The sequence below is a fragment of the Micromonospora sp. WMMA1996 genome, from assembly GCF_002573675.1.
GTDB lineage: Bacteria > Actinomycetota > Actinomycetes > Mycobacteriales > Micromonosporaceae > Micromonospora > Micromonospora sediminicola.
Genome location: NZ_PDHU01000001.1, coordinates 3,022,173 through 3,043,897 on the forward strand (window position 1 = coordinate 3,022,173; position 21,725 = coordinate 3,043,897).

The window sequence follows — 21,725 nt, forward strand, 5'->3', positions numbered from 1 at the left end:
GTCACCTCGCCAGCAGCAGGATCAGCACGGCGGCGCCCAGCACGAGGACCACCTGGACGTAGTACTGGTGGATCAGGCCGGTCTGCGGCCGGCGGGCCAGCGCGCCGAGCCGGCGGGCCGCCCGGGCGAGCCGACGCACCAGGGCGTCCACCCCGTGGTCGTCCGCCCGGGCCAGGGCCTCCGCCGCCCGCCGGGTCAGGACCGGCACCGCGGCGACCCCCCGACCGAGGACGGCGTCGTCGAACCGGGCCAGCCCCCGCGCCGCACCGAGGGCCGCGCCCGGCACGGCGTGCACGGCCCGGTCGAGCACCCGGTCGTCGAACCGGGCCAGCCCGCGGGCCAGCGCGAGCGTCGGCCGGACCACCAGCAGCCGGGCCGCCGGGTCGAGCCCCAGCCAGGCCCGGGCCCAGGCCGGGGCCGGCAGCCGGGTCGGCGCGGCGACCGCCAGCGTCACGCCGGCGACCGCGAGCAGGCCGGACAGGGCCAGGTCGGCGCCCCGGACCGGGGGCGCCGCACCGGCTCCGACGGCACCGGCCACCGCCCCCGACAGCGGCGGGAGCGCCAGCGCGCCGAGCACGGCCGCGCCCACCGCCAGCGGCACCAGCGGCACCCGCTGACCGGCGGCCACCTCGCGGGTGCCGGCGCGTTCGGTGTCGTACCCGGCCTCGGCACCGGGCGGGACCGGGCGCAGCACCAGGGCGAGCGCCCGGCCGGCGTAGAGGGCCGCGAGCAGCGCGCCGGCCAGGCCGACCAGGTAGAGCACCGGGGACCGCTCGCGGGCGCCGGCGAGCACCTCGTCCTTGGTGGCCCACAACGCCAGCGGCGGCACCCCGGCCAGCGCCAGGGCGCCCACCGCGAACCCGGCCCCCACCAGCGGGTGGCGGCGGCCCGCGCCGCGCAGCGCGGACAGCCGCCGGGTGCCGAGCGCGGTCAGCCACGCCCCGGCGGCGAGGAACAGCAGCGCCTTGGTGGCCGCGTGCCCGATCAGGTGCGCGACGGCGCCGGCCGGGGCGACGGCGGCGCCCAGCACCACGTACCCCAGTTGGGCGCTGGTGGAGGCGGCCAGCAGTTGTTTCAGGTCGCTCTGGGCCAGCGCGACCGCACCGAGCGCCAGGGCGGTCAGCGCGCCGCCCCAGGCGGCCACGTCCACCGCCCAGCCGGTCGCCACGAGCAGCGGGTGCAGGCGGACGAGCAGGTAGCCGCCCATCGCCACCATGGCGGCCGAGTGCAGCAGCGCGCTGACCGGGCTCGGGCCGAGCATGGCCCGGGACAGCCAGAACGAGAACGGCAGTTGGGCCGCCTTGCCGAAGCCGGCGGCCAGCACGCCGGTGGCGGCCAGGTCCCGCCAGCCGGTCGGCAGCGCGGCGAGCCCGGTCAGGTCGAGGGTGCCGCCGGCCAGTGCGGCCCCGGCGGCCAGGTAGAGCCCGAGGTCGCCGACGCGGGTGGTGAGGAACGCGGTGCCGCCCGCCGCGACCGCGTCGTCGCGTCGCCAGTGGAACGCGATCAGCGCGTACGACATCGCGCCCATGATCTCCCAGCCCAACAGCAGCACGGGCAGTGTCGTCGCGGTGGCGGTGAGCAGCACGGCGGCGAGGAAGACCAGCATCAGCCCGTGGAACCGGGACCGGTCGGAGCGGATCTCGGCGGCGGCGTACGCCAGCACCAGCAGCGCCACGGCGGCCACCGCCGGGACGACGAGCGCGGCGAGCCCGTCGACGGCCAGGCCCCAGCGGGCGCCGGCCAGGAACGGCGCGTCGACGGACGGCCGGGCCGGCGCCACCGCGACGGCCAGCCCGGCCACCAGCGCGGCGACGGTGAGCGCCAGCGCCGGAGCGACCCGCTCCGCCCGCCGCCCGGCCAGCAGCAGCGCCCCGCCGGCGAGGGCCGGGAGCACGACCAGGGCCCACAGCGCCGCGCTCATCCTCGCAGCTCCCCCGCCATGTCGGTCATGTCGGCGTCGCTGGACCGGAACAGCAGGGTCACCACGGCGAAGCCCATCGCCATCTCCACGGTCATCGCGGCGATCACCACCAGCACCAGGACCTGCCCGTCGGGCTGCTGCGGGGCGAGGAACCACCAGAGGGCGGCGGCGGCCACGATCACCCCGTTGATCATGAGTTCGAGGCCCATCATCACCATCACGGCGGCCTGCTGGCTCAGCGCGCCGTACAGGCCGACGCTGAACAGCGCGGAGGCGAGCAGCAGGAACATCGGCAGTGTCACGGCCGCTCCGGAGAGTCGGGACGGTCGTACCGGCCGCGGGCGGTGGCGAGCACCAGTGCGGCGACCATGGTGGCGAACAGCACCGCCGAGACCGCCATCATGACCAGCATCTTCGAGCCCATGACCGCCTCGCCCAGGGCCCGGGTCGGGTCGGCGGGCGGCTCGCCGCGGCGGGTGGGCCACGGCACGAGCACGGAGCCGGCGGCCAGCACGACGAAGACCCCGACCGAGACCGCCACCGCGCCCCGGCGGTTGTGCAGCATCGACATGGGCATCAGGCCGGCCGGGTTCATCATGAACATGACCATGAAGACCGCCATGATCGCCATCTCCATGACCATCATCAGGACGGTCACCACGCCCAGGTAGCCCAGGTCGAGCAGGAGCAGCTCACCACCGACCGCGACGAACGACAGCGCCAGCGCGAACGTCGCCCGGGCCATCGAGTCCACCGTGAACACGGCGACGCCGGACGCCACGGCGACCACCGCCAGCACGACGAAGGCGACGACCGCCACCTCAACCCCTTCCCACCACGATCACCGCCACGACGAGCACCTGCAGCAGCGTGGCGGGCAACGCCACCAGCCAGGCCACGCGCATCAGCCGGTCCGCCCGCAGCACCGGCACCCGGCCGCGCACCGCCACCAGTGCCACCAGCACGGCCAGCGTCTTCAGCAGGCTCCACAGCCACGTCGGCAGCAGCGGCCCCGACCCGCCGCCGAGGAACAGCGCCACCGCCGTCGCCGCGCCCGCCGCCAGCAACGCGTACCGGCCGGCGAGCAGGACCAACCGGTCCACGCCGGACGGCTCAGCCAGCACGCCGCCGGCCACGTCCCGCCCGTCCGGATAGGCGAACGGCCCGGACATGCTGAACGCGAGCACCGCGCCGAGGAGAACCAGGAACGCCACCGGCATCCACACCACGAACCACAGCTCCCGCTGCGCCGCCACCACGTCGGCGATCCGCAGGCTGCCGGCCGCCACCGCCGGGGCGGTCAGCGCGAACATCAGCGGCAGCTCGTAGCCGAGCGCCTGCGCCAGGAACCGGTAACCCCCGACCAGGCCGTGGACGCTGTTGCTCCCCCACCCGGCGAGCCACACCGCCGCCCAGAGCAGCACGTCCATCGCGTTGAACCAGACCACCCCGACCGGCAGGTCGGCCACCACCCGGTCGCCCAACGGCACCACCACGACCATGAGCAGCGCCACCACCAGCGGACCGGCCAGCCCGAGCCGCCACAGCAGCAGATCCGCCGCCACCACGCGTCGCCGTCGCTGCCGCAGCAGCCGGGCGGTCTCCCACAGCGGCCGCCCGGCGCGGTGCGCGAGCGTCGGGCCGCCGGCCGGGTCGAGCAGGCCCGCCAGCACCGCGGCGGCCAGCGCGAGGCCGAGCACCATCCCGGCGGCCGGCACGACGCCCCACCACGGACCGGCGGTCACGATCGGGTCCCCGCGGCCAGCACCCCGTCCGGGTCGGGGTCGAACGAGGCCAGCACCACCCGGGCCGCGGCCAGGTCGAGCCCGACCATGAGCCGCGCCGCCAACTCCAGGACCGCCGCCGCGTCCGGCGCGGAACCGGGTTCGCCGCCGGCCAGCAGCCGGTCCGTCTCGACCAGCCGGTGCCGCCACCGGGCGGTCGCGTCACCGCATACCGCCGCCGGGGCCGCCACCCCGGCGCGGGCCGCCGCGACCGGCGACAGCACCCCCAGGCCGTCGGTGACCAGGCGCAACCCGCGGGAGCGCCGGGCCCGCCGGTCCAGCGCGGCGAAGCCGGCGTACGCGGCGGCGAGCGGCACGTGGTCGACGAGCGCGTCACGCAGCCGCCGCGCGTCGGCCGCGCCGGCCGGCCAGCCCGCGACCGCCCAGAGCCGGCCCAGCGAGTCGAGGTGCGCCACGGCCTGCCGGCGCCGGCACAGCCCGGGATGGTCCACGTCCGGGTACGGTCGCACGGCCGACGGGTCGGCCGGGGGCAGCACGCGGGCGTCGGCCGACTGCACCACGTCGCCCTGCACGGCCACCTCGACGACCAGGCCGGCCGGCCAGTCCGCCAGCACCGGACCGAGCGCCAGGTGCAGCACGTCCAGCTTCAACCCGTCGCGGTCCTCGGCCCGCTCGGCCATCATCAGCCCACCCGGCATGGACATCCCGTCGTGGTCACCGTGGCCGGGCCGCTCCGACCCGCCACCGTGCTGCCCGTGACCGCGCGCGTCGTCCGCCGCCGGCCGGTGGCCCGGGTGCGCCCGGTTGCCCGCGCCCGGCTCGTGACCCGCCGGCCCGTGGTCCCGCGCGCCGTCCGGCCCCACGTCCGTGGGCTCCTCGCCCGTCCCGGTCCAGCGGGCGACGGCCGCGCCGAGCCCGGATGCCACCCCGGCCGGGTCGGTGATCCGCGCCCGCGCCCGAGGGCCCGGAAGCTGCTTCCACACCCGCTCGATCGCCGCCGCCAGCGCCGGACCCGGGTCGCCGGTGACCACCAGCAGGTCGGCTTCGGCGGGGGAGGCCGCGAGCGGCCACCCGGCCCGGTCGGCGTGCGCCTCCACGGCCAGGCGGGCGCCGGTGGCGCCGGGCACGGCCGCGACCAGCAGGTGCGGCCGGCGGGCCGCCCAGCGGGCCAGCACGTCGTCGATCAGGCCCACCGCAGCGCGCCCTCCCGCCAGGCGTAGACGACACCGGCCATCAGCAGGCCGAGGAAGACGAACATCTCCGCCACGGCGGGTGTGCCGATGTCGGCGACCACCACCGCCCACGGGTACATGAACAGCATCTCCACGTCGAAGGCGAGGAAGAGCAGGCTGATCGCGTACCAGCGGACGTGGAACCGGGAGACGGCGTGCTCGTGGGGCGGTAGCCCGGACCGGAACGCGGCGACGGTGGACGGCGCGCCCACCGCCGTCCGCAGGTGGGCCAGGTACAACGTGCCCACTCCGGCGGCGGCCAGACCGAGCATGGCCAGCACCGGCGCGTACCTTCCCATCCGTCCTGTTCCTTCCCGATCGGTGCTTCCACCCTGCCAGCCCGCCGGCGTTCCCGCCCGGTATCGGTCAGTCCGCCGCGGCGCGGGGGTTGGGCAGCGCCGCCGCGGCCCGTTCCTGCCGCAGGTCGTACGCGGGCCGCTCGGATCGGATCCGCGGCATCCGGTCGAAGTTGCGCAGCGGCGGCGGCGAGGACGTCACCCACTCCAGTGCGAGACCGTGGCCCCACGGGTCCGGCTCGCGCACCACGGGACCGAACCGGTAGGAGTGCCAGACGTTCCACAGGAACGGCAGCATCGAGATGCCGAGCACGAACGACCCGACGGTGGACACCGTGTTCAGCGCGGTGAAGCCGTCCAGGGCCAGGTAGTCGGCGTACCGGCGCGGCATGCCCTCGGCGCCGAGCCAGTGCTGCACCAGGAACGTGGTGTGGAAGCCGATCATGGTCAGCCAGAAGTGGATCCTGCCGAGCCGCTCGTCGAGCATCCGGCCGAACATCTTCGGGAACCAGAAGTAGACGCCGCCGAAGACGGCGAACACGATGGTGCCGAAGAGCACGTAGTGGAAGTGCGCCACCACGAAGTACGAGTCGTGCACATGGAAGTCCAGCGGCGGGCTGGCCAGCAGCACCCCGGTGAGCCCCCCGAGCAGGAACGTGACCAGGAAGCCGAGCGCGAACAGCATCGGCGTCTCGAACGTGATCTGCCCGCGCCACATGGTGCCGATCCAGTTGAAGAACTTGATCCCGGTGGGCACGGCGATCAGGTAGCTCAGGAAGCTGAAGAACGGCAGCAGCACCTGGCCGGTGGCGAACATGTGGTGCGCCCACACGCTCATCGACAACGCCGCGATGCCCAGCGTCGCGCCGATCAGCCCCCGGTAGCCGAAGACCGGCTTGCGGGAGAACACCGGGATGATCTCGGTGATGATGCCGAAGAACGGCAACGCCACGATGTAGACCTCGGGATGCCCGAAGAACCAGAACAGGTGCTGCCACAGCATCTGCCCGCCGGTGTCGGCGTCGTAGACGTGCGCGCCGAGCTGCCGGTCCGCCAGCGCCGCCAGCAACGCGGCGGCCAGCAGCGGAAACACCAGGATCACCAGGACCGCGGTGACCAGGATGTTCCAGGTGAGGATCGGCATCCGGAACATGGTCATACCCGGAGCCCGCAACGTCAGCACCGTGGTGATCAGGTTGACCGCGCCGAGGATCGTCCCGAGCCCGGAGATCACCAGGCCGATCAGCCACAGGTTGGCGCCCGTTCCCGGCGAGTGCGCGGGCCCGGCGAGCGGTTGGTAGGCCGTCCACCCGAAGTCGGCCGCGCCGCCCGGCGTGGCGAACCCGCCCAGCACGAGCAGCCCGCCGAACAGGTACAGCCAGTAGGCGAACGCGTTCAGCCGCGGGAACGCCACGTCCGGCGCGCCGATCTGCAACGGCACCAGGTAGTTCGCGAAGGCGAACACGATCGGGGTGGCGAACAGCAGCAGCATGATCGTGCCGTGCATGGTGAACAGCTGGTTGTACTGCTCGGGCGAGAGGAGCTGCATGCCCGGACGGGCCAGCTCGGCCCGCATGAGCAGTGCCAGCAGCCCACCCACCAGGAAGAAGCCGAACGCCGTGGTCAGGTACAGGACGCCGATCTGCTTGGCGTCGGTGGTGCGCAGCAGGCGCGCCAGCGCCGAGCCGCGTACCGGCCGGCGGACCGGCCCCACCACGGCGACCGGTCCCGGAGCCGTCCACAGGTCCATCCGCTCCCCTTCCCCAGGTGTGGGGCGGTGTCCGGCCGGGCCGCGACGCAAACCCCGGCCGGATCATTTCTCGCCGGCCGTCGCCGCCCGCGCCGGCCCCAGGCCGAGGCCGACCAGTTGCCGGACGGCGACGATCGCGGCCGCGCTGAGCAGTTGGTCCCAGGACGGCGGCAGCGCCAGCCGGAGCAGACCGGCGGCGAGCCACAGGTCGAGCGCGACCCGCAGCGCGAGCCGGCCGTCCCGGGCGACGGCGAGCACGACCGACCCGGCGAGCAGCCCGCTGGCCACACAGGCCAGAGCCGCGTAACCGATGAGCGCGCTCACGACGCTCGTCCAGCCGGCTCGTCCACCGGGTCCGGCGCGACACGCCGGCCGTCCCGGGCCAACTCCGCCCGCTCCTGCCGGATCTCCCGGGCCAGGAAGAAGTTCAACGCGGTCCGGATGGCGGCCACCGCGGCCAGCTCCGCGATCTCCCGCAGGGTCGGTGCGATCGCGGTACGCAGGATGTCCGAGGCGAGCTGGAACTCCAGTCCCAGGGCGAGGAACCGACCCAGTCCGAGCCGGACCGGCACGAACGCCCGGGTACGCCGCTCGCGGAGGCCGACGACCACGAAGCGCACCAGCGCGGCCATCGCACCGACGAAGATGATCAGAGCGCCGGCGGTCTCCACCAGGCGCACCAGCAGGTCGACGGAGTGGGACAGCCACTCCTCACCGAGCACACGGTCCATGGCGGGCTCCGGTGCCCGGCGCCGGCCGGACCATGCGCCGCTCCGGGTAGACGTGGCTCACCATCCGCCGCCGAGGGGCGGTCGACCCGAGCGGACTCCGCGGGCCAGGACGAGCGACTGACGGCACCGACCAGGCGGGACGACGTCAGCGGCGGGCCACCGCACCGCGCACCTCGGCCACCCGGCCGTCGGGGTCCACGACGGGCTCGGCGACGAGTCGCACCGGCCACGCCGCACCGCGCCGACGCACGGTGAACTCCAGTTCGGCCGGCTCGGCCCGCTCCACCAGGGCACGCAGCGCCTCCCGCACCCGGGGCGCGTCCGACGGCGTCGCCCAGCGGTGCAGGGAGCCCAGCGGCAACGGGCCGTCGGCCGGGTCCCGGCCGAGCACCCGGTAGGCACCCGACGACCAGGCGACGGCGTCGCCGCCGAGGTCCCACTCGACCCAGCCGACGTCACCGGCGCGCTCCAGCCGGGCGGACCGGTCCGCGGCCCGCCGCTGCTCGTCGTGGTAGTGCCAGCTGGCGAGCAACCCGTCGCCGAACGGGACGGCCCGGAGGCTGAGCAGCACCCGGGTCGGCCGGGCGCCGCCGGCCCGCCACACCTGACCCGGCCCCCACCGGAAGGGACGCCCGTCGCGCAGGGCGCGGGCGCAGCCGGCGACGATGCCGTCGTCGGCCGCCGACGGGTGGAGTTCGAGCAGCCGGCGACCGGTGAGCGCGTCCCGTCCGCGGTCCGCCCCGTCGGTCGCGTCCGGGCTGCACCTGTCGAGGCGGAAGTCCACGACGGCGCCGTCGTCGTCGCGTACCGGGCACCACAGCGCCACCGAGCCGGGCAGCGCGTCGAGCACCGCCTCCAACCAGTGGGCGGCCGGCGCGTCGGCCGGCCGCGAGGACAGCGTCGACAGCCGGCGACCGGCGGCCTCGGCGAGGGCGACCACGTACGCCCGTTCCGTCTCGTCGAGATCCCGGTGGGTGTCCCAACTGATCGCGGCCACGCCGATGGCCCGGTCGGCCCGGCGCAGCGGGAGACAGACCCGCATGGCGCCACCGCCGATGAAGTCGTAGCCCCGGCGGCGGGCCTCGTCCCGGGTCAGCCACAGCGGGTTCCCGTCCACGGCCGCGCGCAGCAGCGCCATGTTGACCGTGCCGGGAGCGCGCTGCCACAGGCTCGCCACGGATCGGGGCAGGCCGTACGAGCCGACCAGCCGGACCGCGCCGTCCGGTTCCAGCAGACCGAGCAGGGTCGAGCCGGCGCCCAGGTGACGCACGCCCTCCGCCAGCGCCTCGGCCAGGCCGTTCGTCTCGGTGACGGCCTTCATGGCGGCCCGGGCGAGGTGGTAACGGGCGGCCGCCTCGCCGGTCAGGGGCAGCGGATCGGCGACCTCCGGCGCCGACGACGGCGGAAGCGGACGCAGGTAGCGCTCCGGCCGGAACGGCTCGGGCGGGGACGGCGGCGGCGGAGCCGGCGGGGCCGCGGCGCCGAGCAGTCCGGCGGCCACGTCCACCAGCCTGATGTTGCTGTGCTGGGAGATCCCGCGCAGGTGCGCGAACGCCTCCTCGGGCGAGCACTCCAGCCGGGCGATCAGCAGGCCTGTCGCCTGCTCCACCACCGCGTGCGCGCGCCGCTCCCGGCGCAGCGTGTCCAACTCCCGTTGCAGCCGCTGCACGGTCGCCACCAGGGGCGGGGGCGGGGCGGTCGTCGTTCGCCGTCGCGGCACGTGCCCTCCCCACGCTCGGTCGCTCGTCGCGGTTCGACCCTATCGCCGCCGGTTCCCTCCGGCACGGCGGCGACGGCCGGCCCGGTCCTGCGGCACCGCGCTCGTCCGCCGGCGGAGCCGGGACGACTCGCGCCTCGGCCCGCAGCGGCACGCAGGCGACCAGTCGGGTCAGGCCCGCCCGGCGGAGCAGCCTCATTCCCGCCGGTGGCAGGTTGACCAGGGTCAGCCGCGCCCGGACGTGGGCGCAGGCCCGCTGGAGGTCCAGCACCGCCCGGGCGACCCGGGGCGACTCGACCGACGCGCGCCGTAGGTCCACCACGAGGCCGCGGGGGCGTGCGGTGACGGCCGTGCGGGTGAGCCGGTCGCGGAGCAGGTCCACGCCCTCGTCGTCGAGGACTCCGGCCACCGTCGCCACGGTGGTGGCGCCGGCCCTGCGTAGCGCCACCCGGATCCGGGCCGGTCCCGTCGTTCCGGGCTCCTCGGCGGTCATCTCCTGCCGCAGCAGCCCGATCCCCCGGCGGAGCAGGCGGGACACGTGCATCTGCGAGATGCCGAGCAGGTCCCCGATCTGCTCCTGGGTCTGGTTGCCGTGGAAGTAGCGGATCACCACGCCCTGCTCCCGTTCCGGCAGCCGACGCAGCGCCGCCAGCAGGTCGAGCCGGTCGCAGAGCCCCTCCACCCGGGAGTCCCGCTCGGCCAGCAGGTCCTCCCGCTCCCCCGCCTCGTCGTCGCCACCGGCCGGCCGGTGCAGCGACACGTTGCGATACGCCCGCCCGGCGGCCAACGCCTCCACCACCACGTCGACCGGTACGCCCAGGTGTCCGGCGACCTCCTCGGCCCGCGGCACGCGCTGCGACCGGCGGGTCAGTTCGGCCTCGGCCGCGTGCACCAGCAGGTACCGCTCCTGCAGGCCGCGGGGGACCCGGACCCCCCAGCCGTGGTCCCGGAAGTGGCGCTTCAACTCGCCCAGGATGGTCGGGGTGGCATAGCCCGCGAACGGCACCCCGCGCCGCGGGTCGTACGCGTCGACCGCCTTGACCAGGCCGTAGCAGGCAACCTGGACGAGGTCGTCGAGCGGCTCGCCCCGGTGGGCGAACCGCCGGGCCAGCGCCACGGCGAGCGGGCGGTGCACCTCGACCAGGCGCTCGCGGGCGCGCCGGGCGGTCGGGCCGACGGCGTCGTGCAGCAGGGCGAACAGTTCGTCGACGCCGGCGTCGGGGCGCAGCACGGACATGGTCATGGGAGTCCTCCACGGAAGGCGGCGGATCAGCGGTCACGGGGGCCGGCCACTGCAGCGTCGTGACACGCGTGCGGGCAGGGACGAGCCCCGGAGGTGCGCGCTGAGCCGTCAGGGTGGACGTGGTCGTCCTGGTGCCGTTCGTCGACACCGCGGCTGCGAAGCGCGAGCTACCTCGATCGCTTTCCGGGGAGGTCGCCGGCAAACGCCGGCGGGTCGACCGTTACCGCTTCGAGATCTCGTGGTGTCCGGCGGCGTACCAGCGGCGGCCCGGCATCGCGGTGGCGCCGTGCACCACGACGCTGAGCGTGACGACGAGGCTGCCGGCGGTCCAGAGCAGCGGATCCCGCGCGCCCTCGTCGGCACTGAAAGCCAGGTAGAACAGCGCGGACACGCCGATCGGGCCGAACCAGCCGAGGAAGACCAGCTCCCGCCAGGGCAGCCCGAGCGGCTTCCGGAGCGTCAGCACCACCGGCAGCCGCCGCAGCAGCAGGACCGCGACGGCGAACAGCGGCAGCCGCCAGCCGGCGTCGAGCCAGTCGCGCCACGGCAGTTCGACGCCGAGCAGGAAGAACAGTGGCAGCACCAGGTAGCGGGTGAGCGAGTCGTCCAGCTTCTGCTCGGCGATGCGGGGCTGGTCGCCGACGACCCGGTTGTAGGCCAGCCCGGTGACGAAGGCAGCCAGGATGCCGTCGGTGTCGAGCACCCGCGCGACCCCGAGCGCGGCGATGCCGAGCAGCACCGCGAAGACGAGCAGCGAGCCCTGGTCGAGGGTCTCCCGGCGGCTCGCCGCGCGGACGGCGTGACCGGCCAGCCAACCGAGCAGGACGCCGACGACCACCGCGCCGAGCACGCCCCACAACGCCGCGGTCACCTGGTCGGCCCACGGCTGCGCGCCGATGCCGGCCAGGGCGAGCACGACGAGGGGGAACGCGAGCCCGTCGTTGCCGCCGGACTCGCCGCTGATCACCTGCCGGAGCCGGTCGGGCAGTTGCCGTTCGGCCGGGCCGCCGGAGACGATGCTGGAGGCCAGGACCGGGTCGGTGGGGGTCAGGCAGCTGCCGAGCAGCGCGGCCAGGCCCAACGGCGTGCCGAGCACCAGCCAGGACAGGCCGGTGCTGAGCAGCGCCATTCCGAGCATGCCGGCGGAGAGCAGCACGAGCACCGGGCGCAGCACCGCCCGGTAACCGGCGAGCGGGAAACGCAGCGCGACCGCCATCAGCGACACCGCCAGCAGGGCCCGGCTCACCTCACGGTTCAGCTCGGCGCCGAGCCGGTCTCCGACGTCGACCAGGCCGAGCACCGGGCCCGCCAGTGCCCCCAGGGCGAGCGCCAGCAGCGGCTCGGACAGCACGGTTCGGCGGATGGCGCTCGACCAGAAGGCGAGCAGGACACCGAGACCCCCGACGAGGGCGTACGCGAGCAGCAGCGGATTCATGCCCGCCCGCTACCCGTCGCGGCATCGCCCACTCGGCCGTCTCGCCGCCTCACGTGCGCCGGGCGCGGGCGGTGGCCCGGGCGTTGGCCTTCTCGATCGCCTCGACCAGCTCACCCTTGTTCATGTTCTCCGGGTCGTCGATGCCGACCTTGCGCGCCACGTCGTCCAGGTGGCCCTTGCCGGCGTTGGCGTCGACCCCCTGCGCGGTGGGCCGGTCGCGGTCCCGCGACGCCGGGGTGCCCTGCGCCGCCTGCGGGTCGGAGGGACCCTTGTGTTCCTTGGGTTCCCAGTGGTCGCCGACCTTCTCGTGGGTGTGCTTCAACGACGCGTAGGCGGCACGGTGCGCCCGCTCGCCGTCGCCGTAGCTCTCCTCGGCCGACTCCAGCGTCTTCTTGTACGTGCGAACCGCCTTGTCGTCCGAGCGCGCGATGGTCGACGGGACGTCGTCGCGCATCTCCTCGGCCTGTTCGTGCTTGTCCGGCATGTCGCTGCCTCCTGCTCCGGTGTCACCTGTCCAGTTCGTCGCGGGCGGCGTCGACGCCGGCGGGCAGCACCCGACCGGCGGTCTCGGTGACCATGTCGCGCACGTCGTCCGCGAGCCGCGCCGAGGGACCTCCGGCCGCCCGGAGCTGCGTCAGCCCCGCCCGCCCCAGCACCACGGCGGCGACGAGGTAGCCGGCGGTGAGACCGGCGGCGGCAAGCCGGCGCGGGAGCATCGTCTCCAGCACGCGCAGCACCGTGGTCGACGCCGCGCCGGCGCCGAGCACCAGACAGCCACCGGCGGCAGCCAGCAGGACGACGCCCACACCCGCCGGTCGGGCCGCCTCGCCCACCTGCGCGCGTACGGCTCGCACCTCCTCGCGGACGACGTCGGCCACGTCCTCGGCGAGTCGCTCGGTCGGGCTCCGCCGTCCGTCCCCTCCGACGGTCCCCTCGCTCATCGCACCTCCCACTGCGCCGCCGCGTGCCCGGCCGCGTACCCGCGGAGACGCGCCGCACACCGCGATGCCGCAGCTTCCAGTCGGTGGGTGCGACGGCAAAGCTGGGATGCCGCCGCGCCGGATGCCCGAGACTGGCCGGATGAGCAGCCCGCCGCGCCTCCGCCGGTCCCGGTGGCTGATCCCGGTGGCGCCGGGCAGCCGGGTCACCCGCCTGGAGCTGTTCTACGACCTGATCTTCGTCTTCGCGTTCCTCAACGTCACCGGACTCGTCGCCCGCGATCTGGCGGCCTCCCAGGTGGCGGCCGGCATGGTGGTGGTGGCGCTGCTGTGGTGGTGCTGGACCGGCTTCGTCGCGCTCGGCAACGTGGTCCGCGCCGACCACGGCGTCCTGCCGGTCCTCGGCTTCGGGATCATGGCCGCGGTGTTCGTGCTCGCGATCGCGATCCCCCAGGCCTTCGTCGACCAGCCCGACGACCTGCCCGGCCCGCTGGTGTTCGCCACCGCCTACCTGATCGTGCGAGCCCTGACCTCGGCCGGGTTCCTGTTCGTGCTCACCCGCGCCGGGCACACCCGCGTGCAACTCGCCGCCGTCACCGTCCCGCCGGTGCTGGCCGCCGTCCTGATCGGGCTGTCGGTCGCCGCGCCCCGGTGGGTGGCCGCCGACGCGGTCCTGGAGACCCGCCTGGTCCTGTGGACCGCAGCCCTGCTCGTCGAGTACTCGGTGGGGCTCTTCCTGCCCTACGCGCACTGGTCGCTGCCGTCGGCCGGGCACTGGGCCGAGCGGCACGGCCTGATCGTGCTCGTCGCCCTCGGCGAGGTGGTGATCTCGCTGGGCATCGGACCGGGCCGGTTCGACCGGTTGGCGCTGACCACCCGGGTCATCACCGCGTCCGTGCTGGGCATCGCGCTGGTCGCCGCGCTGTGGTGGCTGCACTTCGACAGCCTGGCCGCCGGTGTGGAGCAGATCCTGCACGGCGTGCGGGATCGCGTCCGGGTGCCGCTGGCCCGCGACGTCTACACCTACCTCCACCTGCTCACGATCCTCGGCGTGGTGACCACCGCCCTGGGCCTCAAGCTGCTGCTGGAAGCCGTCGCCATGCGGCACTCCCCGCTGTCCGGTCCGGTCAGCGCGGTCCTGCACGGTGGAGTCGTGATCTACCTGGTGAGTCAGGCGGCGATCGCCCGGCGCGCCTTTCGTCGGACGAGCCGCTCCACCCTCGTCGCCGCCGTGCTGATCGCCGCGCTGACGGTGCCCGGCGCGCACGTCGCGCCGCTGGCCGCCTTGACGACGCTCGTCGTGGCCTGTGGTGTGCTCGCGGTGTTCCAACGGATGACCGGCGAGCGCAGACGGATCAAGGCATCGCTGCGTCGCGAGGAGCACGCCGTCGAGGAGGCGGTCAGCGCCTGGCGGAAGGAGTATCTGTGAGGCGCTCGCACTGCGGAACCGTTCTCCGGTAGGCCGATCGCACCTCGCTCGTGGCACCTGCCTCGTGTCCACTCGTGCCGGGAGCGTCCGCGTGCCTGTTCGCCGGACGTCGCGCGTGTCGCGAGCGGCCGTTCCCGGGTCCGGGCGCGGGTAGGCTACGGCAGGGTGAGCGACGATCCCGGCCGGCGACGACATGAGGACGACGCCCGCCTCAACGGCCTCGCCCACCGGCTGGACAAGCCGATGGGCGTCCTGGGGCTGCTCTTCCTGTTGCTCGTCCTGGCCCAGGCGTTCGTCCACGACGAGCCGCTCAGCACGGTGCTCACCGTCACCAGTTGGATCCTGTGGGCCGTTTTCGTCGCCGAGTTCACGCTCCGCGCCTGGACCGCCCGCCACCGCGCCGGCGAGTTCTGGAAGCACAACTGGTGGCAGCTGATCTTCCTGGCCGTGCCCTTCCTGCGGTTCCTGCGGGCGGCGAGCGCGCTGCGGGCGGCCCGGGGCGGCGGCGTGGTCGCCGCCGCGATCCGCGGGTCCCGGTCCGCCGGCCGGCTGCTCACCGACCGGCTGGCCTGGCTCGCCGTGGTGACCATGGCCGTGATCCTCGCGGCCGGGCAACTGCTCGTGGTCACCGGCTCCTACCGCAATCTTCCCCGTGCCCTGCACGACGCGGCCTACGCCACCATCACCGGTGAGCCGCTGCGCGTGAACGACACGTTCGCGCAGATCCTGGAACTGGTGCTGGCCGCGTACTCGGTGGCGGTGTTCGGCACCCTGGCCGGCGCGCTCGGCGCGTTCTTCCTCAGCCGCGAGCGGGCCGAGGAGCAACGCCGCCAACCGGAGGAGTGAGGGCCGACCCGTCAGTCGAGGTGGTCGTCGTGGGGTCGCAGGCCGAGCATGACGAGGGGACGTTCCTTGTCGACGGAAGATGTCCGACAGTTGCCCGCCCGAGCGTTCAGTACACCCAGACCTGGGTCTTCTTCGGGAGCACGTCCTGGGCCCACAGCCAGTCCATCGCCGGCAGCGTCACCCGCACGCAGCCGTGCGACGCCGGATACGGCGGGACGCTGGTGTAGCCGTGGATGGCGATCCCCTGCTCCTGGAAGTACTTCGGCCGGTACAGCCGGCCGAGCGGGCCGTCGCGCCAGCCGTCGACCTGCCAGTCGATGGTCCACCGGCCGCGCGGGGTGTCGGCCAGGTAGGTCTCGCCCTGGTACGTGTAGTGCTCGAACGTGCCGGTCGAGGTGTTGAAGATCCGGCTCACCTCGCCGTCGTCGACGATCATCAGCAGCTGCCGGTCCAGGTCCACCTCGGCGAGATGGCCGTCGGTGCTGCGGGCGTCCGGGCGCTTCCCGTCGTCGAGCGCGGCCCGGGTCTTCGCGCCGACGATCCCGTCCGGGCGCAGGCCGGCGGCCTTCTGCAGCGCGTAGACCGCCTGCTCGGTGAGCAGGCCGTAGGTGCCGTCGGACTCGCCGACCCAGTATCCGAGCCGGTCCAGCCGCTCCTGCAGTGCCCGGACCGCGTCGCCGGTGTCGCCACGACGTAGGGCCTCCCGCGCCCCGCCGTCGGGCGTGCCCGACGGCGACGGACTCGACGGCGAAGGCGACGCCGTGGTCGAGGCGGGCGTGGGCGTCGCACCGGTCGTCGGGGCGGTCGGCGGGGCCGGTGGCGGTGTCGACGTCGCCGGCCGGCTCGGACCGGACGAGGCCGGCTCCGGATCCTGCTCGGCGCCGCAGCCGGCGGCAAGCACCAGCAGGGCGGCGGCGGTGACGGCTGCCGTGACGTGTCGTTTCCTCATGATCAGCGTGCCGGGTTCCGGCCCACTCCCCTCGTGCGTCCGGTCGGGATGCCCCTCCAGGTAAACAGACCCGTCGGCAGGTATGCAAAGGGCGCGTACCGGGGACTACGGGGGAATGAGCGGCACTCCGCGTACCGTCCGGTCCCGCCTGGCGGCCGCGTGGTCGGGATTCTGGCTGGTGCCGGCGGCGTTCGCCGCCGGAGCCGTGCTGCTGGCCCTCGGCCTGTCGGTGGCCGAACTGCGGCTGGGCCTGCCCACCGCCGGGTTCCTGCCCAGCAGCGTGGCCGGCGCCCGGTCGCTGCTGTCCTCGATCATCACCGCGATGATCTCGTTCACCGCGCTGGTCTTCTCCATCACCGTGGTGGCCGTCCAGCTCGCCAGCAGCCAGTACTCCCCCCGGGTGCTGCGGACCTTCCTGCGGGACCGGATCACGCAGGCGGCTCTGGGCACCTTCCTGGCGACCGCGCTGTTCGCCATGGTGGTGCTGGCGGCACTGCCGGCCGGCCCCGACGCCCGGCTGCCGGAACTCTCGCTCGCCGTGACGATGACCTTCGTGCTAGCCAGCAGCGGGCTGTTCGTCTACTACCTGCACCACGTCACCACGGTCATGCGGGTCTCACACATCATCGCGGCGGTCGGCGCCCAGACCCGCCGGGTGATCGAGGAGCAGTATCCGGTCGGCCCGGCCGCCAGGCCCGTCGCACCGCTGACCCCGCCGGCGCAGGTGATCACCGCGGCGCAGCCCGGCATGATCCAGCACGTCGACCTCGGCCGGCTCGCCGCGCTGGCCCGCGAACACGACTGCGCCCTGTCGGTCCTGCCCGCGCCGGGCGACTTCGTGGTGGCCGGGCAACCGCTGATCGCGGTCCATCCGCTGCCCGGCGGCCAGCTCCCGGCGAGCGTGCCGGAGACGCGGGCGTGCGTCGCGGTGAGCCTCGGCGTGGAACGGACCCTGGGTCAGGACGTCGGGTTCGGGTTCCGGCAGTTGACCGACATCGCCGAGCGGGCCCTGTCACCCGGGATCAACGACACCACCACCGCGGTCCGCAGCGTCCAGGAGATGCACGACCTGCTGCGTCGTCTGGCCGGCCGGCCCGGTCACCGCCTGCTCGTCGACGACCCTGACGGCACGCCACGGGTACGGGCGCGGGCGCAGGACTTCGACGGTTTCCTCGCGGTCGCGGTCGACGACGTCCGGCGGGCGGGACGCGACCAGCCGCGGATCACCCGCCTCCTGGACGACGTGCTGGCCGACCTGCGTTCCGTGGCGCTGCCGGAACACCTGCCCGACATCGCCCGTCGGACCGAGAGTCGGCAGGAATGACTCGGCGGTGACGGGGGAAGCGGCCGGCACAGGCCCGCGCCACACGGCGTGGTGGAGGGAGCACCATGACCGCGTCCAGCGAACCGGCCCGCGGGGCCGACGCCTCGACCCGCGCCGGCCGGACCCGATCCGGTACGGCGGCCAAGACCAGCACGGCCGCCGCGCTCGCCCTCGTGTTCGGCGTGGCCGCGCTGTTCAGCGTGCTCACCGCCATCCTCGCCTGGATCGGCGTGGTCCTCGCCATCGTCGGCGTCGTCCTGGGCATCGTCGGCCTCAAGATGGCCGCCCGGCCGGGAGTCACCGGCCGCGGCGTGGCGATCGGCGGCCTCGTGCTCAGTGTGATCGCCCTGCTGCTCGGGCTGGCGCTCGGCGCGGGCATCAGCACGTTCCTCAACAACGAGGGCGCGGTGGACCGGCTCCAGCAGCAGGTCGACGACCTGCGTGACCGACTCGACAACTGACCGTCAGTTCCAGCCGTTCACCTGCTCGGCGGCGAGCGCCCGACCACCCTCGAACTCCCGGTACGCGCCGGCGGGCCCGAGCCGGTAGCGGTCGGACAGGTCGCGGTACGAGAAGTCGACGACGGTGCCGCTCACGGTCACCAGTTGCGGCGGTTCCGCGCTGGCCGGATCGACGGACAGCACGAGCAGGGTCCCGTCGGTGAAGTCGACGTCGCGCACCACGAAGGCGGTGCCGGTGATGACGCGATCGACGGTGGCCGTCACGGTGAGACGGGCGCCCACCTCGGCCCGGGCGACCGTGCCCAGCCGGACGGTGGAGGTCGGCTCCGGTGACGGCCGCGGGGGCTCCGGTTCGCCGGCGCAGCCGGTGGCGAGCAGGACCGCCGTCGACAGGGCTGCCAGGTGCGTCCGCCGTCGCGGCCGGGCCGGGCTCACTCCTTGGTCCAGGGCACCGTGGGCTGCAGCACGGCCTCCTCCAGCGCCGCTGTACGCCACCGGGTCACCTCCTGGTACTCCGGGTCGGCGACCATCCGGCTGAACGCCGCCCGGCTCGGATAACGCACCAGCAGCACCGCGTCCCACGCCTGGCCCTCCTCCGCCACCAGCGCCGGCGCACCGTCGCCGGCGTAGAGCACCTCGCCGCCGTAGCGGGGCAGGAACGTCTCCCGCAGGGCGGCGCCGTACCGCTCGTAGGACTCCCGCCCGCCCTCGGCGAAGCGCAGCAGGTTGAGCATCACCACCGGAGCGTCGGAGTCGGCGGCGAGAAACGCCTTCAGGTCCCGACCGACGGGATCAACTGCCATGATCTGTTTCTCCTGTCGTCCCCGCCTGGCGGCGTCACACCACGTGCACCCTGACGTTGACATCGTGCACCCCGGGCACGGCCCAGGCGAGAGCCCGGGCACGGGCCGCCACGTCGGCCGAGCCCACCCGTCCCTCCAGGATGACCACCCCGTTCTGCGCCTCCACACAGATGCGCTCGTGGCGCAGCAGCGGGTCACCACTCAGCTGCTCGACCACCCGGCAGGCCAACCGGGTGTCGTTCGCGGCCGGGCCGTCGTGGAACAGCGCGGGTGTTCCCTCCGGAAAGAACCACGGGTAGGTCATGACTGGTCTCCTCACTCGATCGGCGTTCCTCACGACCTACCCCCAGTGTTCGGCAGGCAATACGACAGGTTCATGACGATCCGCACCCGCCCCCGTCCGTCTCCCCGCCGGTCCCGCCGACCCCTGACGCGCGGTCCACGCCCGCCGTCACCGCCCCACCGACACCGGGCCCCGTTGCCACGTCGAGCGGGGCCACCACGTCGGTCGACGCCGACGTGCCGGCCTGACGTCACACGGGACGGCCCGCTACCGACCGGCGTCGCCGCCCGCGTCCGGCAGCCGCTCGATCAGCAGCAGCGCGAGATCGTCGCGAGGTTCGCCACCGACGTGCGTGCGCACCGCGCGCCAGATCGCGTCGAGCGCCTTCGGCAGGGAGGGGGCGGACAGCGGGCGGTCCAGCAGCCGAAGCGGAAAGAACCTGCCGGCGTGGTCGCGCGCCTCGATCAGCCCGTCGGTGTAGAGCAGCAACCGGTCACCGGTCGACCAGGTGTGGCGTGCCGGCGGGGTACGCCGGCCGCCCAGCCCGAGCGGCCGGTCCGGCTCCTGCTCGCCGAGCGGGACGGACGTGCGCCCGGGACGGTGTCGCAGCGGCACGGGATGCCCGCAGCTCATCACCCACAGGTCCGGCCCACGGACCTCCAGCAGCACGGCCGTGACGAAGGTGACCCCGTAGGCGGGCCTCGGTTCCCGGGCGACCAGGGCGTCGAGATCCGTGGCGACCTCCTCCAGCCGGTCACGCACGATCGCGGACTGCCGGAAGGCGCCGATGACCGCCGAGGCGAGCTGCACCGCCGGTAGTCCCTTGCCGCACACGTCACCGATGATGACGCGCACCCGGTCCGGTCCCGGTACGACCTCGTAGAGGTCCCCGCCCACCCCCGCACCCCGCTGCGCGGAGACGTACCGTGCGCCCAGCGCGACGTCGCCGATCCTGGGTGGGACCTCCCGCAGGATGGCCTTCTGGGTGACTCGCACGATCTCGCTCATCCGCCGGATCCGCTCCTCGCGCGATGTGCGGGCCCGGGCCACGTAGAGTGCCGCGACGCTGACCGCGATGACCACCGCGACCCGCAGGACGTGGTCGAGGCTGCCGAGGGTCTGGCTCGGCAGGCCGGCCAGGACGGCGGCGGCCGTCGCCGCGGCGGACGCGACGGCGGTCCGTCTCGGCGTGTCCACGGCGGCGGCCAGCAGCGGGGCCAGGGCCAGGAAACCGATGAGTACGGCGTGTGCGGCGGCCGCCACGTCGACCAGCAGCACGACGGCGATGAGCGCCAACGCCGCGGGCAGTCCGAGCCACGACCGGTGACCGGAGTCGGCGGAACGCCCCGGCTCAGTCATCGACGGCGAGCCGATCAGGCACCCCGGCGGCGGAGGACCCCGATTCCAACCTCGCCCGCAGCGCGGCGATCTCGTCCCGCAGCGCGGCGACGTCGGCGGCCGTGGCCGGCTCCGGTCGGTTCCGGTCGGCGACCCGCTCGACGATCCAGGTCGCGAGCGACCCGGTCACGAAACCGATCAGGCCGATCCCGCCGACCATGAGGCCGAGCGCGACCAGCCGTCCCGCCGTGGTCACCGGGAAGAGATCGCCGTACCCGACCGTCGTGATCGTCACCGCGGCCCACCAGAGCGCGTCGGTGAACGAAGTGATCGAGGCGTCCGGCGCCGCCCGTTCCGCGTCGAGCACCGCCAGCGCCGACACGACCACCAGCAGCACGGTCGTGGCGGTGACGTAGAGGGCGAGGCGACCACGGGCCCGGTCGGTCGTGCGTCGGGTCAGGTTCAGGACGACGGTGACCGGTCGGAGGGCGCGCAGCGGACGCAGGAACGGCAGCACCAGGACGGTCATGGGCTCGCAGGCGGCCACCCACCGGCGGGAGAGCTGCGGCACGAGGATGGGCCACGCGTACGCGGCCAGGAACACCACGGACAGCAGGGTCGGCGGGGCGGCGCTGAGCTGCTCCCGGCGCCCGATCGCGCGCCGTCGGAATCCGTCCCGCTGGTCGAGGACCACCCCCGCCACCTTTCCTGTATCCATGCAACCATTGTGCGGTGGAACTCCACATGCCGCCGGAGGCGCCGGTGGCCGACCCCGAGTCGGCCCTCGTCGCCCGACTCGCCGCGCTGAGCCGGGTGATGGTGGGCTTCACCGCGCGGACGCTCGCCGGCCTCGACACGGAGTTGACCCTCTCCCAGTACCGCACGATGGTGCTGCTGGCCGCACGCGGACCGCTGCGGACGGTGGACCTCGCCACCGTGCTCGGGGTCCACCCGTCGACCGCGACGCGCGCCTGCGACCGGCTGGTCCGGCGCGACCTGGTGGCCCGGCGGCAGGGCACCACCGACCGGCGGGTGGCCTGGCTGACCCTCACCGAGGCCGGACGCGACCTGGTCGGGGAGGTGGTCCGTGGACGGACCGAGCGGATCCGCGACCTCGTCCGCGCCGCGGGCGTGGCCCCCTCCGCGGACGCGGCGGGCCTCGTCACCGCCCTGGTGGCGGCTGCCGGCGAGCCCACCGAGGACCAGTGGTGGCGGGAGTGGGCCGGCAGTGTCGGTCGCGAGCCCGGTGTCTGAGCCGTCCACCCGGTCACGGAGCGTCTCCAG

Annotated in this window: 24 protein-coding genes and 1 pseudogene; 5 read left to right on the forward strand and 20 right to left on the reverse strand. The window is 74.5% G+C overall.

Annotated elements, in window-relative coordinates:
• Position 1 precedes the first annotated feature (1 nt).
• The 14 genes and pseudogenes from COO58_RS13775 to COO58_RS13840 form a co-directional block, all read right to left on the reverse strand.
• Complete coding sequence (locus COO58_RS13775; protein WP_098745239.1) at positions 2-1,921, reverse strand: proton-conducting transporter membrane subunit; 1,920 nt, start codon at positions 1,919-1,921, stop codon at positions 2-4.
• A complete protein-coding gene (gene nuoK, locus COO58_RS13780; RefSeq protein ID WP_369700202.1) occupies positions 1,918-2,211 on the reverse strand; it encodes an NADH-quinone oxidoreductase subunit NuoK in 294 nt (97 codons plus the stop codon). Before nuoK ends, COO58_RS13775 begins: the two co-directional genes overlap by 4 nt.
• Positions 2,212-2,219: 8 nt before the next feature.
• On the reverse strand, positions 2,220-2,741 hold the full coding sequence (locus COO58_RS13785) for an NADH-quinone oxidoreductase subunit J (protein WP_098745242.1): 522 nt from the start codon (positions 2,739-2,741) through the stop codon (positions 2,220-2,222).
• A gap of 1 nt (position 2,742) precedes the next feature.
• Positions 2,743-3,624: an NADH-quinone oxidoreductase subunit H gene (locus COO58_RS13790; RefSeq protein WP_098746334.1), complete on the reverse strand. Its 882-nt coding sequence runs from the start codon at positions 3,622-3,624 to the stop codon at positions 2,743-2,745.
• Positions 3,625-3,662: 38 nt separating this feature from the next.
• Entirely contained in the window at positions 3,663-4,859 is a 1,197-nt protein-coding gene (locus COO58_RS13795; RefSeq protein ID WP_218012358.1) for a hypothetical protein, read from the reverse strand.
• Positions 4,850-5,197: an NADH-quinone oxidoreductase subunit A gene (locus COO58_RS13800; protein WP_098745244.1), complete on the reverse strand. Its 348-nt coding sequence runs from the start codon at positions 5,195-5,197 to the stop codon at positions 4,850-4,852. Before COO58_RS13800 ends, COO58_RS13795 begins: the two co-directional genes overlap by 10 nt.
• Before the next feature lie 67 nt (positions 5,198-5,264).
• Positions 5,265-6,944, reverse strand: coding sequence for a cytochrome c oxidase subunit I (gene ctaD / locus COO58_RS13805; protein ID WP_098745245.1), 1,680 nt, complete (start codon positions 6,942-6,944; stop codon positions 5,265-5,267).
• A 63-nt stretch (positions 6,945-7,007) separates the two neighbouring features.
• A complete protein-coding gene (locus tag COO58_RS13810) occupies positions 7,008-7,268 on the reverse strand; it encodes a DUF1622 domain-containing protein (RefSeq protein ID WP_098745247.1) in 261 nt (86 codons plus the stop codon).
• The gene (locus COO58_RS13815; protein ID WP_098745248.1) at positions 7,265-7,675 is read right to left on the reverse strand and encodes a DUF1622 domain-containing protein; all 411 of its coding nucleotides are present in this window, start codon (positions 7,673-7,675) and stop codon (positions 7,265-7,267) included. The genes COO58_RS13810 and COO58_RS13815 overlap by 4 nt, the downstream gene beginning before the upstream one ends.
• Positions 7,676-7,820: 145 nt before the next feature.
• Positions 7,821-9,395, reverse strand: a complete 1,575-nt coding sequence (locus tag COO58_RS13820; RefSeq protein ID WP_098745250.1) for an ANTAR domain-containing protein — start codon at positions 9,393-9,395, stop codon at positions 7,821-7,823.
• A gap of 163 nt (positions 9,396-9,558) precedes the next feature.
• A pseudogene (locus COO58_RS31220) lies at positions 9,559-10,635 on the reverse strand (SigB/SigF/SigG family RNA polymerase sigma factor); the annotation flags it as partial.
• Positions 10,636-10,855: 220 nt separating this feature from the next.
• A complete protein-coding gene (locus COO58_RS13830; RefSeq protein WP_098745251.1) occupies positions 10,856-12,070 on the reverse strand; it encodes a cation:proton antiporter in 1,215 nt (404 codons plus the stop codon).
• 49 nt (positions 12,071-12,119) lie between these two features.
• Entirely contained in the window at positions 12,120-12,554 is a 435-nt protein-coding gene (locus tag COO58_RS13835; protein ID WP_255292615.1) for a ChaB family protein, read from the reverse strand.
• A gap of 22 nt (positions 12,555-12,576) precedes the next feature.
• A complete protein-coding gene (locus COO58_RS13840; RefSeq protein ID WP_098745253.1) occupies positions 12,577-13,011 on the reverse strand; it encodes a phage holin family protein in 435 nt (144 codons plus the stop codon).
• Between the two features lie 139 nt (positions 13,012-13,150).
• Between COO58_RS13840 and COO58_RS13845 the strand changes: the two genes are divergently transcribed.
• Both COO58_RS13845 and COO58_RS13850 read left to right on the forward strand, forming a co-directional pair.
• Positions 13,151-14,437: a low temperature requirement protein A gene (locus COO58_RS13845; RefSeq protein WP_176558809.1), complete on the forward strand. Its 1,287-nt coding sequence runs from the start codon at positions 13,151-13,153 to the stop codon at positions 14,435-14,437.
• Between the two features lie 165 nt (positions 14,438-14,602).
• Positions 14,603-15,283 (forward strand): hypothetical protein, encoded by a 681-nt coding sequence (locus COO58_RS13850; RefSeq protein ID WP_141561895.1) that lies wholly within the window; start codon positions 14,603-14,605, stop codon positions 15,281-15,283.
• 106 nt (positions 15,284-15,389) lie between these two features.
• On the opposite strand, the gene COO58_RS13855 is transcribed toward COO58_RS13850, so the two are convergent.
• Positions 15,390-16,232 carry a L,D-transpeptidase family protein gene (locus COO58_RS13855; protein ID WP_098745256.1) on the reverse strand — a complete coding sequence of 281 codons (843 nt, stop codon included), beginning with the start codon at positions 16,230-16,232 and terminating at the stop codon, positions 15,390-15,392.
• A 115-nt stretch (positions 16,233-16,347) separates the two neighbouring features.
• On the opposite strand from COO58_RS13855, the gene COO58_RS13860 reads away from it, so the two are divergent.
• Positions 16,348-17,556, forward strand: a complete 1,209-nt coding sequence (locus COO58_RS13860) for a DUF2254 domain-containing protein (RefSeq protein ID WP_176558810.1) — start codon at positions 16,348-16,350, stop codon at positions 17,554-17,556.
• A 65-nt stretch (positions 17,557-17,621) separates the two neighbouring features.
• The gene (locus COO58_RS13865; protein WP_098745260.1) at positions 17,622-18,017 is read left to right on the forward strand and encodes a DUF4190 domain-containing protein; all 396 of its coding nucleotides are present in this window, start codon (positions 17,622-17,624) and stop codon (positions 18,015-18,017) included.
• A gap of 3 nt (positions 18,018-18,020) precedes the next feature.
• Here COO58_RS13865 and COO58_RS13870 read toward each other — a convergent pair whose 3' ends face one another.
• From COO58_RS13870 to COO58_RS13890, 5 genes are all read right to left on the reverse strand, one after another.
• Positions 18,021-18,452 (reverse strand): hypothetical protein, encoded by a 432-nt coding sequence (locus tag COO58_RS13870; protein ID WP_091573791.1) that lies wholly within the window; start codon positions 18,450-18,452, stop codon positions 18,021-18,023.
• Positions 18,449-18,820: a DUF1330 domain-containing protein gene (locus tag COO58_RS13875; protein WP_091573790.1), complete on the reverse strand. Its 372-nt coding sequence runs from the start codon at positions 18,818-18,820 to the stop codon at positions 18,449-18,451. Before COO58_RS13875 ends, COO58_RS13870 begins: the two co-directional genes overlap by 4 nt.
• Positions 18,821-18,854: 34 nt before the next feature.
• On the reverse strand, positions 18,855-19,124 hold the full coding sequence (locus COO58_RS13880) for a BON domain-containing protein (protein ID WP_098745261.1): 270 nt from the start codon (positions 19,122-19,124) through the stop codon (positions 18,855-18,857).
• Positions 19,125-19,370: 246 nt separating this feature from the next.
• On the reverse strand, positions 19,371-20,462 hold the full coding sequence (locus COO58_RS13885) for a PP2C family protein-serine/threonine phosphatase (RefSeq protein WP_098745263.1): 1,092 nt from the start codon (positions 20,460-20,462) through the stop codon (positions 19,371-19,373).
• On the reverse strand, positions 20,455-21,159 hold the full coding sequence (locus tag COO58_RS13890; RefSeq protein ID WP_098745265.1) for a potassium channel family protein: 705 nt from the start codon (positions 21,157-21,159) through the stop codon (positions 20,455-20,457). The genes COO58_RS13885 and COO58_RS13890 overlap by 8 nt, the downstream gene beginning before the upstream one ends.
• A 26-nt stretch (positions 21,160-21,185) precedes the next feature.
• Between COO58_RS13890 and COO58_RS13895 the strand changes: the two genes are divergently transcribed.
• The gene (locus COO58_RS13895) at positions 21,186-21,695 is read left to right on the forward strand and encodes a MarR family winged helix-turn-helix transcriptional regulator (RefSeq protein ID WP_098745266.1); all 510 of its coding nucleotides are present in this window, start codon (positions 21,186-21,188) and stop codon (positions 21,693-21,695) included.
• Positions 21,696-21,725 lie beyond the last annotated feature (30 nt).

What these genes read in the sequence shown, in the direction of transcription:
- nuoK (WP_369700202.1), bottom strand. Translation starts at nt 2,211, where the DNA reads ATGTTCCTGCTGCTCGCCTCCGCGCTGTTCAGCGTCGGCCTGTACGGC.
- COO58_RS13880 (WP_098745261.1), bottom strand. Translation starts at nt 19,124, where the DNA reads ATGACCTACCCGTGGTTCTTTCCGGAGGGAACACCCGCGCTGTTCCAC.
- COO58_RS13845 (WP_176558809.1), top strand. Translation starts at nt 13,151, where the DNA reads ATGAGCAGCCCGCCGCGCCTCCGCCGGTCCCGGTGGCTGATCCCGGTG.
- COO58_RS13875 (WP_091573790.1), bottom strand. Translation starts at nt 18,820, where the DNA reads ATGGCAGTTGATCCCGTCGGTCGGGACCTGAAGGCGTTTCTCGCCGCC.
- COO58_RS13800 (WP_098745244.1), bottom strand. Translation starts at nt 5,197, where the DNA reads ATGGGAAGGTACGCGCCGGTGCTGGCCATGCTCGGTCTGGCCGCCGCC.
- COO58_RS13895 (WP_098745266.1), top strand. Translation starts at nt 21,186, where the DNA reads ATGCCGCCGGAGGCGCCGGTGGCCGACCCCGAGTCGGCCCTCGTCGCC.
- COO58_RS13890 (WP_098745265.1), bottom strand. Translation starts at nt 21,159, where the DNA reads ATGGATACAGGAAAGGTGGCGGGGGTGGTCCTCGACCAGCGGGACGGA.
- COO58_RS13830 (WP_098745251.1), bottom strand. Translation starts at nt 12,070, where the DNA reads ATGAATCCGCTGCTGCTCGCGTACGCCCTCGTCGGGGGTCTCGGTGTC.
- COO58_RS13775 (WP_098745239.1), bottom strand. Translation starts at nt 1,921, where the DNA reads ATGAGCGCGGCGCTGTGGGCCCTGGTCGTGCTCCCGGCCCTCGCCGGC.
- COO58_RS13860 (WP_176558810.1), top strand. Translation starts at nt 16,348, where the DNA reads ATGAGCGGCACTCCGCGTACCGTCCGGTCCCGCCTGGCGGCCGCGTGG.
- COO58_RS13815 (WP_098745248.1), bottom strand. Translation starts at nt 7,675, where the DNA reads ATGGACCGTGTGCTCGGTGAGGAGTGGCTGTCCCACTCCGTCGACCTG.
- COO58_RS13865 (WP_098745260.1), top strand. Translation starts at nt 17,622, where the DNA reads ATGACCGCGTCCAGCGAACCGGCCCGCGGGGCCGACGCCTCGACCCGC.
- COO58_RS13840 (WP_098745253.1), bottom strand. Translation starts at nt 13,011, where the DNA reads ATGAGCGAGGGGACCGTCGGAGGGGACGGACGGCGGAGCCCGACCGAG.
- COO58_RS13885 (WP_098745263.1), bottom strand. Translation starts at nt 20,462, where the DNA reads ATGACTGAGCCGGGGCGTTCCGCCGACTCCGGTCACCGGTCGTGGCTC.
- COO58_RS13835 (WP_255292615.1), bottom strand. Translation starts at nt 12,554, where the DNA reads ATGCCGGACAAGCACGAACAGGCCGAGGAGATGCGCGACGACGTCCCG.
- COO58_RS13855 (WP_098745256.1), bottom strand. Translation starts at nt 16,232, where the DNA reads ATGAGGAAACGACACGTCACGGCAGCCGTCACCGCCGCCGCCCTGCTG.
- ctaD (WP_098745245.1), bottom strand. Translation starts at nt 6,944, where the DNA reads ATGGACCTGTGGACGGCTCCGGGACCGGTCGCCGTGGTGGGGCCGGTC.
- COO58_RS13790 (WP_098746334.1), bottom strand. Translation starts at nt 3,624, where the DNA reads ATGGTGCTCGGCCTCGCGCTGGCCGCCGCGGTGCTGGCGGGCCTGCTC.